General features: G+C 53.4%; 9 protein-coding genes. 6 read left to right on the top strand and 3 right to left on the bottom strand.

Annotation, left to right across the window (positions count from 1 at the left end; translation table 11 throughout):
* Positions 1-157: 157 nt before the first annotated feature.
* Together PMI07_RS15525 and PMI07_RS15530 are read right to left on the bottom strand one after the other, a co-directional pair.
* Positions 158-1039 (bottom strand): hypothetical protein, encoded by an 882-nt coding sequence (locus PMI07_RS15525; protein WP_007766079.1) that lies wholly within the window; start codon positions 1037-1039, stop codon positions 158-160.
* Entirely contained in the window at positions 1024-2757 is a 1734-nt protein-coding gene (locus tag PMI07_RS15530) for a caspase family protein (RefSeq protein ID WP_155956469.1), read from the bottom strand. The genes PMI07_RS15525 and PMI07_RS15530 overlap by 16 nt, the downstream gene beginning before the upstream one ends.
* Before the next feature lie 254 nt (positions 2758-3011).
* On the opposite strand from PMI07_RS15530, the gene PMI07_RS15535 reads away from it, so the two are divergent.
* The 5 genes from PMI07_RS15535 to PMI07_RS15555 are packed head-to-tail and all read left to right on the top strand — an operon-like array spanning position 3012 to position 9615.
* Positions 3012-4310 (top strand): GTPase-associated system all-helical protein GASH, encoded by a 1299-nt coding sequence (locus tag PMI07_RS15535; protein ID WP_007766085.1) that lies wholly within the window; start codon positions 3012-3014, stop codon positions 4308-4310.
* Positions 4310-5275 (top strand): GTPase, encoded by a 966-nt coding sequence (locus PMI07_RS34135; protein ID WP_007766088.1) that lies wholly within the window; start codon positions 4310-4312, stop codon positions 5273-5275. The genes PMI07_RS15535 and PMI07_RS34135 overlap by 1 nt, the downstream gene beginning before the upstream one ends.
* Positions 5272-6111 (top strand): hypothetical protein, encoded by an 840-nt coding sequence (locus PMI07_RS34910; protein ID WP_007766090.1) that lies wholly within the window; start codon positions 5272-5274, stop codon positions 6109-6111. Before PMI07_RS34135 ends, PMI07_RS34910 begins: the two co-directional genes overlap by 4 nt.
* Positions 6111-8552 (top strand): effector-associated domain EAD1-containing protein, encoded by a 2442-nt coding sequence (locus tag PMI07_RS15550; protein WP_007766092.1) that lies wholly within the window; start codon positions 6111-6113, stop codon positions 8550-8552. The genes PMI07_RS34910 and PMI07_RS15550 overlap by 1 nt, the downstream gene beginning before the upstream one ends.
* Position 8553: 1 nt before the next feature.
* Positions 8554-9615 carry a caspase family protein gene (locus PMI07_RS15555; RefSeq protein WP_007766094.1) on the top strand — a complete coding sequence of 354 codons (1062 nt, stop codon included), beginning with the start codon at positions 8554-8556 and terminating at the stop codon, positions 9613-9615.
* A gap of 398 nt (positions 9616-10013) precedes the next feature.
* Here PMI07_RS15555 and PMI07_RS33650 read toward each other — a convergent pair whose 3' ends face one another.
* Positions 10014-10448 (bottom strand): transglutaminase family protein, encoded by a 435-nt coding sequence (locus PMI07_RS33650; RefSeq protein WP_081760776.1) that lies wholly within the window; start codon positions 10446-10448, stop codon positions 10014-10016.
* 316 nt (positions 10449-10764) lie between these two features.
* On the opposite strand from PMI07_RS33650, the gene PMI07_RS15565 reads away from it, so the two are divergent.
* Positions 10765-11151, top strand: coding sequence for a transposase (locus tag PMI07_RS15565; RefSeq protein ID WP_007755486.1), 387 nt, complete (start codon positions 10765-10767; stop codon positions 11149-11151).
* Positions 11152-11314 lie beyond the last annotated feature (163 nt).

Here is an 11314-nt window from a genome sequence, read left to right on the forward strand (position 1 = left end):
TTCAAGGAGATAGCTCGGCACTTTATTTATAATTGAGCAGCTAGTTTGAGATTGGTGCACGTAATCCGGCGCTTACTTGGATATTTACCACATTAAAAAACCTTATACTGGCGGTTGGACGCTCCGCTTCAGAGACCAGGTTCGGCCAGAAGAAGCATCAAGTTTCCACTATTTGCCGCAGGTGGTTCGCAAGAGTAGGATCGCAAAGGTATCCCGAAATGCCATGAGCGTTATCGGTCCGGTTTCTGATGTTGTTCTGATTGTTGATCCGACCTCCGCTGACAGGGAAGTACCCATTATCAAGCGCATTCAATGCGACCACGTCGCGATCATCAAAGGCGTTGTACCAGGACCGAAGCTGCTCTGGATATCTCAGCGGTTTGAAAGACCTCATGATCGGCCCCACGGCAAGCGGCGAACCAATTGTCACATAATGAACGACGTTGGCGGCTTTTGGCGAATTCAACAAAATGTCGTACCCAACCACAGACCCCAGTGAGTGCCCGACTAGGACGACGGATCCGTCTCCCAGTGCATCCTCAACTACGCTGTTGATCGCTTTCCGGACTTTAGTGCGGGTCAAATACAGGTAGACATCTCGGGTCGCGCGCTCGATAGCGTGAGCGCTCAAGCCTGGAAGGCGATCCGCAGCTTTGAAAATTGCCTGCACCCATCCCCAGTTTTGTGGACCACGCTCGATTACTGCGTCTCCCAACTCGGCATCAATTTGAGCATCCGTCATCGCAAGCGAGCGTCTCAAACCATCTGCCACCGCAGCCGCGTACTCCTGAAACTCGATATCGGAAGTGGCGGACGTACCCCGCAGAATCACGTCTGCCGGAAGATCGGCTTCCATCTGACGCGTGAATCCATCCAAAATGTCTCCGTAGAACGGAAGTGCTATATTGATAGTAGACAAGAATTCATCCGCTTGGCGACCGAGCCCAGTCCGGAATGCATTTATCCATTCATTTCTTATCTCGTCCGGAACCTTGCCCTGCTGCGATCTTCCATGAATGAATACTATCGATTTACCCAATTCAGCTCTCCTAATTTGTATGCTTCTCGAAGAATTCTCATCCCGTCAGGCGTGAACGTGGTCCACGGGGATTGTTGACGATGCCTTCCCGCCTCGAGGATTTTCTGCGGGCACGCTATCGACGCGTTATCAAGATACGCCCAGGTTTGGCTGAGCATTGGGCAGAACGGCGCCACGGATCGTCCGCGGCGACGAGAGCCCGACAATATCAAAAGGTCCAACAGCGATCCCTTTATATCGTGATCCATAAATCGGAGAACGGAATTTATTTGAGATTTCAGTCCCACCTCCGCATACCCTATCGCAGCGTATAGACCTAAAGTTGGATCGACCTTCTTCCACCTCCTAATAGCATCGGCAAATTCGATGACCTGATGACGGTCCATCGGAAAAAGCCCTATGTTTATCGCAGCAGCGGCTTGCGCTCGTAAGATCCAGATCTCGTTTGAATCGAAGGTACGGAAATTCTCTCCAGAGTCAGGATCTATCGAGGAATAGGTCATCTGCAAAATGCCCGATTCATCAAGCTTTACGGTCAGATGATAGTTAGGAAGCAATGCTAAAACTGCGCCTGTATTGTCCTCAAACCGCACTATGACACTGACCGGGTGGACCGCTCGTCCATTCAGGTTAATCACCGCGTCGCCTGAAGAGCGGGCGTCTAGCTCGGCGAAACGATATGACCAAATAGATTTTACTGGACGTCCAATGATGGTCGCCCCTGGCCGCATCGGCTCAGTTAGTCGGCCATCAAGCAGGGCGAATTTCTGGCGATAAGCTTCGAACCTTGGGCGGTCGGAATCGTCTTGCAAAAACAACTCAGTTTCAAATTCTGACCTATCTCCGAGAACATTTGCCTCCGCAGCTTCAAATCTCTTCTCCAGTATTGGATCTGGCGGCTGAGGTCGCTTTTTGTCGTCGCGACGCAAACCTTTCGTGAAGATTGGTTTTGCTACGAATCCATCATCACCACACTCTAGGCGCAGCTGAGGCTGTTGTCTCAGAGAGAGCTTCACATCCTGTACGCGCTCATTAACGAGGTTGGGCAGCACCCTCTTTAGGCGCCGGGAAAGAACCACTGGGCCTTCGGTTCCGTCGACGTCTGCTGACCCAATGAGTTCTCTTGCGGGATCGATGTGAATGCTTCGGAGTGCCTCGGTAAACACGCCAACGTATTTCTCAACAACACTAGACTGCCCTTCAGATATGGCTACTTCCAAAGCCGCATCACCAGGTCGGGTAGCGAAAAAACGATCAACCTCTACATCAAGCCGACCATCACCGTTTGGGAACAGTGTCCCACCCGTCATCCTGCTTTGTGCTAATGTTTGTGGGACGGTGCGGCACGCGTCGGAAATAAATATCACACTCCCGATCTCTCCACGCCGCGAATCTTCTGCACTCCTTCCGACATCGATTACCTCATCCGCATCGTCAATGGCGTTGGAAAGCAACCAGATCTCGTTCGAGCCACTCATCAAACCGTGGCCTGCGAAGTAAATCACCAGTTTTTCGAATTCTGCGCTCTGCACGAGCCGTCGGACCTCTCGCTTGAGGTCTCCTATAGCAACGTCACCATGTTCGTCGGTGATCAAGCTAGTTTCGTATCCGTCCAAGGCGAGCCAGCTCTCCATAGATTTTGCGCCCGAAACAGCTGCCTTTAGCGGATTGAGGGACTTCGCTTTGTCAATCCCGATTAGCAATGCCGCTCTCCTCACAAAAGATCTCCCAGACTGTGCTCGCCTTTATTGACGTATGCCCGATCAAGCACCACCAAAGCGTTAAGCAGTCTTCCGAACCTTGATTGGGGTCCGCGCCATCCGAATCCAGCGATGATCATTAGTAGGTTATCTCGTTAAACCCATTGCTAAATAAAACTGTGAATACTTTATATACCCGCGTAAGTAGGCGGCTCCCGAACTATTATGTTCACAACATACTCGAACTTGATTTCCGCGAAAGGCATTCGCAAGTGGCGCAAGACATTCTTCAGCGGTTCCTCACAAAACGGCTCTTTGATCTGGCCGGCGACGACGCAAGGCTTCAGAAATTACGAGAAGCGGCAGACGATGTCGCGAACTTGTTGAAAGCGTCCCCAAATAGGGTTGCTTCATTCGTGCAGGTTGGATGCGATTTAAAGGTTCCACCCGATGAGCCTATCCTTGCTGAAGTCGCGACTATCGTCGAAAAGAAATGGAATTCCTACCTTAGTGCATTCCCGGAGAAGGCTCTGCCCGTCGTGATGAGAGCCGTGATACTCGATGGCTTAGCCCGGGTCATGGCTATTGATGCAGTCGCACTCGCAACCTGCCTTACAGCCAGAAACTTCCTTCCCCATCTTGGAGCGTCTACCGATATTGAGCTTTGGGAGGAGTTAATCAGCGAGGCGGGGACAAGGCTCGAGCAGCGGGCCCGTAAAGAATGGGCTTTGCCGACGAAGAATGCGTCTACACTGGAGCTTGATATCCCTGCTACTCCAAGCGTTACAGTGCAAACGCTGAAGGTGGATTGGGTCACAAACCTTTTTGGTGCGGCGGCTGGTCCTCATGACGCCAACAGCAAGGCGTACGAAGCAGGCAATCAGCATTGGCCGAACACCGGCGCATCTTGGTCTTACGAATTTGCGCCAAGAGCTGCGAAAGCGGTAGCAGCAGCAGTAGACGCTTCTGTGAAAGCAAATATTGAGAAAGTCATAGAGGCTCTGAAACCCGACGAACATTTAAAATCATTCGCCGACCAAGTCGGTTTGGCCGTTGCTTCCGCTCTTCAACAAGCTCACGGCCTTGAGCGTCGGACCTCAATGATTTGGTGGAAGGAAGCTTTATTTTCACCGGAAGCCGAAGTAAGCTATCGAGCGCTCAGCACTGCGAAAACATGTGCATGGATGGCGGTTGATGCCGCCGCCATCACAGGCGCTTACGCTCCTCTCATGGCAGAAGCTGTTATCTCGGAAGCGTTGCGTTCGCTGCTCGGTCCAGAAGCTGACGAGCCAATCTCGTTAGCAACCCTGCTCAGCGATGTCGCGCATCGGGGAAGCGCGATCGATGAAAAGTTGCAGGGGCATTTCGCGAGCGTTTACCGGGCATCAGGTCGGACGCAATTAACAAGTCTGCTTGTGGAAGGCGAACCCGCTCAATATCTGGGAACACGTCTTGGACTGGCAGAAACGACCTCAATTTCACCCGTAGGATTTTCGCTCTGGATCTACCGCGATCTGCAAATCGCCAATGCCACGGTCGTAGCCCCTCGGACCCGCAAAAAGAGCACGTGATGGAACGCTGTCCCTACCCACGTTGTCACGTGCCGGATGTCGCATGTCGCCTTGGAGAACCCACACCGGCCTCCTGTAAACATTGGTTGGACGCGCAAGGGGGCAAGAAGGCCGTTGCGGAAAAGAGAGGGAATGGCGAACAAACGTTGTTGCCTTGGACTGGGACAGCGCTTGGAACAGATGAGCTCCTTTTTCTCACCGGTAGGGGTGAAACACGACTGGTAGCGATTGTAGGCCCCCATAATGCGGGGAAGACCACGCTTTTGGCCGCATGGTATCAAGGAGCTGGAAGGTCTGGCCGGGTGGGAGATCATACCTTCGCCGGTAGCTTTACGCTTGAAGGGTGGGAAGCGGTAGCGCACGCCCTAAGATGGGAGGGCTCTTCCCCGACCTTTCCACCACACACATCCTCAGGCGCTGGTCGTGCACCCGGAATGTTGCATCTCGCCGTGAGACAGGAGGATGACGAACTCGTTGATTTTCTATTCGCCGATTCACCAGGCGAGTGGTTTCAAAGGTGGGCGATCGACAGCTCTGCTGAGGATGCGGAGGGAGCGCGATGGCTTGCAGACCGTGCTTCTGTATTTTTGATCACTGCAGACTGCGAAGCACTTTCCGGCTCAAACCGGGGCAATGCGCGATCTTCACTGATCCAATTGATCCGAAGGACCGCGCATGAACGCCGCGGAAGACCCGTTGCTTTGGTCTGGACAAAGGCGGACATCGGAATCTCCCCCAACATACGCAACTCGATCCTGGAGGCCGCGAAGCTCGTCATGCCAGAGGTCGCAGAATTTTCCTGCAGCGTCTCGAACCTAGATATCGATGGTGATGAGATTTTTGCGCAGAAGTCGATGGGCGACGTCTTGAAGTGGGCTGTACAACCTTATCCACGAGGTTTCACTCCAAGTGAAACTCGAATTGCAAGTAACGACCCGTTCCTAAACTTTGGCAGAACCCGATGAGCTCCAACATCCTCCTACTCGGAGAATATAACGTCGGAAAAACCAACTTTGGCGGCCAGCTCCTTGGACGGTTGAACCAAGAAAAGGGTTACCTGCGGATGGTAGGAACTCCAAGCTCGCTTTCGCCGTTTGAAAATGCCCTATCATCGCTAAACGACGGACGCGCAGCCCAACATACTTCAGCATCGCAATACTCGGATAGCAGATGGCCTGTAGCGGATGCTGACGGCAACTCTACGGAATTGATATGGCCGGACTATGGGGGCGAGCAGGTTTCTTCCATTCGCGACAACAGAAGCATGCCTCCTGAATGGAGAAAACGCGTTGAAACCGCAGACGCGTGGATCGTAATGATGCGGATCAACAACTCGAGTGTAAGTGACGACATATTCTCTCGTCCACTCTCTCAGCTGACTGCCCGGCAGGACAAGCAAAGTGGCCCGTTCCGAATGTCTGATCAATCACGCCTTGTCGACTTCCTTCAGTGGCTCATGTTCGTTCGCGGGACGGGTACCTTGTCCCGGGTATCGACCCCACGCCTTCTGCTGTTGCTGTCGTGCTGGGATGAATTAACCGCCCCTGAACTAAACCTACCACCTTTAGATGTCCTACGTCGTCGAATGCCCATGGTGTCATCCTTTGTGGAAGCAAACTGGGACCCGAACTATCGCTCAATTATCGGACTTTCCGCTCTCGAAAAAAGCCTTAGCGAGGACACGGAGGATGAAGATTACATCGATTTAGGGCCCGAACACTTCGGCTATATTGTCCAGGAGGACGGATCTCGCTCGCCAGACCTCACGCTTGCTATTAAACCTGTGCTCGGAAGAACCTGATGCGTCTCGGGCAAGCGGCATACGGTGAGCTGAATAAAGGCCATGCTTTGCTGGCCGCCAGTCCCTCTGCCACCATAAGCGGATCGATTGTCAATCAGATGGATCTCCGCGGAAGCGTCCCTCCAGGAGTTCAGTGGCAGCCTTATTTCAGCGGGTTCCTATTTGGCGATCACTATGTCCTTGCTCGAACAGCGTCGGACCACACTGCTGTTCGTCCTGGCATGGTACGGTCGAAGGCGCTATTCGTCTCTCTTGATAATCTTAAAAAGGTTCACAGCATCGCTGGCGCCTTTAGGTTTCTGGAGGATCATTTCGATGATCCCGCACCTCTGGAAGACGTGAAGATCGACATCGACAATGGCTTGGGCACAGCCCACCGAGGGCTCGCCACCGCTATGGTCAAAGACTTTCAAAGCACGATAGTGTGGCCTTTTGAAACCGGCTTCGAAGAAGCTATTACCAATTTATGGCGCAATCTCTGGCCCGAAGCGCGGCAGAGCTTCAGCTTCCGGTTGGCGTTTTCACCACAAGATATCCCTGATCGCCCAACAGTCGTGAAGACCCTTGCCGGTCTGAAGTCTCGATGGGTTGGATATCCTCTTGTCAAAGAAGAGGGCGACAGCGACGACGCGGCTGTGGCAACGCTTATGGGACTGCCCGAAGGCAACGAAATCAAGGCCTTGATGACAGCGTTGAACGCGAGGTTGAGCAGTTTCAGTCAATTGCCGCAAGTCGCGGAGATCTCCAGAGCTCTGACGATTGATGAGGATTTCGCGGATTTGATCTCTGCGACAAGGTTGATTTGCTTTCTTTCCCCCTCACCGACCGACGGGGCCAACGAAAAGATTCAGCTTTTGGAGAGGACATCAGCCGCGTTTCAAGGCGCCGACACAGGCGCCATCAGGATGTCTCGAAATCTCGATCTTTCAGCCATCGCTGATGCTGAGATATTTTGGCGATCTTTGCGCAACTGGGCTCACGAACGTCTTCCGAATGAGCCTTCAGAAGACGCGGCTACAGTCCTCCTCGACACAGATCGCGAGGGGCCGAGCTCACAGTGGAAAAGTAGCATAACGGCCGGACTGCAAGATTATTTTCAGTCCGACCGCTTTGACATCCGCTTCGTCTTAGGGGTTGTATTCTACCAGCCTTCCACACTTCGCGTCTTTCTAAAGCTAGCTGGTGCTCGTCCGAAATTCGACAAGAGATTTGCATCAGGCCTCTTGGCCTCAAGCAGTGAAACGCCGGACTATAAACTCCTCGCACTGACAGCCACAGAAGGACTGAACCTGAGCCATGCTGCTTGCTGTGCGTTGCTCTTTGAACCAGGTCAAGCAGTGATGGAGCACATCAAGGGTTTTGCGGCCACCAGTGATAGTATTAAAATCGCTTTAACTAAAAGTTCCGATCAGGAGATAATTTCTATCGCCGTTAGGGAAGGCATACCTGCCCTCATTGAAATCGCCGCTTCGAAGGCGGCGATGCGGCAAAGTCTTCTAAAATCCTTAGATGTCAATGACGGAAACTGGCGGAAAATCTGGCTTCAGGTACTGAGGGAGGACATTAAGGCGTATCAGGCGCCGCGAAAACCCGAAGTTGCACTTCGCGGATTACTTGATCTCCTCGTAGCCGGAACCATCGATGAAGCGGGCAGAGATCTTCTTGAAAAACTTTCTAAGACGGCTTTGGCTAACATTGTGGACTATAAACATCGAGCGCAGGTTTGGCTGGCGATCCCTGCTGAAATGCGGCAAGCTTACCTCGACGCGACAGCAGATGCGTGGATTTCCCAATTTTTAATAGACGGATTAGCTCCCTTGGAGCAACCGCTGAAGGAGCGTGTCCTCGCTCCTACACGGGTCGAAAAAGCACTTCAGAATTTCTCAACAAACATCGCGCTGGGCTGCGCTTACTTCCGAATGTTTGGGGAGTTGCCTGAATCCGAGTTTCGTAAGTGGCTGTGGTATTCGATCAAAAACATTCATTTGGCCACAGAAGATGCGGCCGCTATCGGCCGGCTGGTTGCCGCTCGCGATTGGGAACGCACGGCCCGCGACCTTGCGGACTGGTGCCTTGAAGGCCGAAATGACATCATACCGGCTGTGGATATCAGTCGAGACCAGATCGGCTATCTTCGACGTTATCGATTGGATCTTATGGGGTCATTGGCTCCAGGCGTTAAATGGAGGATCTTGGAGGAGATCGGTGTTGAGCTTTATCCGATCGGTCCAGGCGATCGAAGCCTCTGGGAGCGGGCGGGCGGCAAGAATGGGGATATTCCACGGGCAACTAGTGGGAGCGAAGGCTGGCGGATTGTTGTACAGGAGATGGAGCAAGGGCGTCGGAAAATAGACCCGGCGTCGTTGATCAAGGTGATGGCAGAAGATTTCCCAGGTAATCACACGCTGCGGAAAATGAGGTACGACAGGTTTTTTCATTAGCATGACAAAATTCGTTCCCGGCCGTGCAGTCATCGTTGCCATCAGCGGCTATCCCTACGTAGATGCGTTGCCGAGGGCCGTCCTCAATGATGCTTCTGATATAGCCTCAACGTTGGGCGATCCAAAATTCTGTGGCTATGATCCCTCCAAAATTCACATGCTCATGGAGCGCGATGCAACACGAGATAATATATTGCGAGCGATTGATCAAAACGTTGAGAGTCTGACTCGCGACGAGCCCTTCTTTTTCTTTTTCTCGGGTCATGGCGACCGCCATGGAGAAGTATCGTCAGAAAGAAGCTATCTTCTTGGTTACCAGGCTACCCTCGACGATCACGATGTTACAGCCATAAGCGATGCCGACCTTGTTGAGCGCCTCGATAATCTTCCGTCGTACCGCCAGGTGGTAATCTTGGATGCCTGTCATGCAGGCGGAATGGGGACCATCAAAGCAGCCCGAGGCCGCGTTAAGCCAAAGGGTATTGGTGCTAGTGCCCCGCAAAACCTCAGTTCTGGGCGTGGGAGGGTGATTTTCACTTCCTGTCGCAGTGACGAAGTTGCCGTAGTGTTGGACGGGGCCCGGAACAGTGTATTTACCACCAGTATTTTGCGAGGGTTGCAAGGGGCTGCGAGGTCCAAAGACGATGGCACGATTGGAATATTTGATCTCTTCGATTATGTAGCTGACGACGTGGCGTCGCGGTCATTTCAGCATCCCATTTTCAAGACGGATAACCTTGAAACCAATTTTTCAGTCGCTCGCGGGACTCCACGTGCGCAGAATTCTCCAGCTTTGCCTCCTGCAATGCAGCCGATTGACGATGTAGTTCAAGCATTGAGCGAGTTATACCCTCTCGGTCCTATGCAAGGCGAGATTTGGGCACGAGCTGGGGGTGACGTATCACGTCTCGTAATTGTCGGTCAGGGGAGGACTCAGTGGTTCTCGGCGCTCCGGTTACTCCGGCAAGGTGGCGGAGGGACGACAGAGCGCGAACTGCTGGAAAAGGTGTTGGACGAATATCCGGGTAACACGAGCATCAAGGCCATACTCCAACCCATTTAATGGGCAGCATCGCAGAAATCCAACATACTTCCCCTACCGATGATAGCCTCTTCGTGGAGTCGTCAAGGAGGTCAATGATTCTCGCAAAGCGGCTCTTTCCACAACAGGCGCGCCGGCAATTGTGCTGCCAATAACACCCTTTCGGCGGGCCGAGAGCCAGCCGGCGATGGACCCAAGGCTATAGCCGCAGGAACGGAGGCGCGGTGCCGCTAGGGGACCTGCCCATCCTCCGGACGCCATCCCAATGCTTCAGCTTTGGCGAATGCTGTAAGATTTTCCTGGTACCACCTGTCAACCCTGGCCTTCACGTCAGGCGGAATGTCCGAGGTGCGTATATACTTTCCCGCAAGCTCACGCTGCAGGAGAGCGCTATAGGCACTTCCCTTCTTGGCCAGCATCTAAGCAAAAGCCGGGTAATGTTGAAGAATGACATCAGCGGTCGATATCGCCACCTCGAACCTGCTCTCGGCCCAGTGTTGCTCGACCACGAAGGAAGCTATCAACGCAACAGCCTCCTCATGAGCGAGTGCTCGGAGATAGGTACCTTTAGCGACAGCATCGTCATTCATCGGCAACTTCTGCCTATACCAGAGATCGCGCGTAAATCCGCCGCCGCTCGTCGCCTCCAGGTTCCATGTCGCGCCAGCATCGTCGGTATATTTGACGAATACGTGAAGAGGAGCCTGAGCAAGCGCCATATTCGACCCTAAGCGCTGCCCCATCATCAAGAGAAGGATCGGCATGGTTATGCAGTTGCCCCGCCGCGTGTCCAAGTATCGCTGCAGCAATCGATTGGCGGACTTTTCCCCTAGGGGATCGCTAAGGTCATAGATGAATGGCCGATGCTCGTTCCACTCACCGCTTTCGTAAAGATAGTGCCTGAGTGCTTTGAGCTTCTAGGCGCTTCCAGCACCATCTCCCGCCATGCGAGCAACGTCCGCAACCATGATTGCGCGCGAAGATATGGGATCGGTAGCGGGGTCCACCAGATGATCGACGGCAAGCTTTACTTCCAGCAATTCGAGACGGCTTTTGAAAGTATCCTCGACTTCACTTCTTGGTGAGCGTCCGGCGAGCCGGTTTTGGCGGGGCGCGGAATTAGCGCAAGTTACGAAACAGATGATTCATTTGTGACGTAACAGGGTATGAATGGCCAAGGTTGAGATCCTGACGGGCGGAGAGCGGCAACGCCGGTGGTCCACAGAACTGAAGCTCTCGATATTGCACGAAGCGTTTAGCGGGGATGGCAGCGTCTCAGATGTCGCCCGCCGGCATGACGTTCTTCCTCAACAGATATACGCCTGGCGAAAGAAGTTCTTAGCCTCCGACATCGGCTCTCCTCAGGCCGCATCGCTCGTCCCGGTTTCGATTATTGGGCCCTCAGAAAATCCTGGCAACGGCTCCAAGCGGAGCGCTGTCGGATCGAGGTGCAAAGACGTCGAAATCGTCCTCAAGAACGGTCGCTTGCTCAGGATTGCAGCGGACTTGGATCTCGGGGTGCTGGCGTCGTTGATCGCTTATGTGGAGGCGGCATGATCGGGCCGTCTGGGAATGTGCAGGTTTATCTCGCTTGCGGCGTGACCGATATGCGACGTGGCATCGACGGCCTGTCGGCGATGGTGGAGGCAGTCATCAAGGAGGCGCCCGGTTCCGGCGCTATCTTCGGCTTCCGCGGAAAACGCGCGGATCGGATCAAGCT

This window comes from Rhizobium sp. CF080 (genome assembly GCF_000282095.2).
In the GTDB taxonomy this organism is placed as follows: domain Bacteria; phylum Pseudomonadota; class Alphaproteobacteria; order Rhizobiales; family Rhizobiaceae; genus Neorhizobium.

Coding starts and splice junctions, on each gene's coding strand:
- PMI07_RS15550 (WP_007766092.1), top strand. CDS start 6,111: ATGCGTCTCGGGCAAGCGGCATACGGTGAGCTGAATAAAGGCCATGCT.
- PMI07_RS34135 (WP_007766088.1), top strand. CDS start 4,310: ATGGAACGCTGTCCCTACCCACGTTGTCACGTGCCGGATGTCGCATGT.
- PMI07_RS34910 (WP_007766090.1), top strand. CDS start 5,272: ATGAGCTCCAACATCCTCCTACTCGGAGAATATAACGTCGGAAAAACC.
- PMI07_RS15555 (WP_007766094.1), top strand. CDS start 8,554: ATGACAAAATTCGTTCCCGGCCGTGCAGTCATCGTTGCCATCAGCGGC.
- PMI07_RS15565 (WP_007755486.1), top strand. CDS start 10,765: ATGGCCAAGGTTGAGATCCTGACGGGCGGAGAGCGGCAACGCCGGTGG.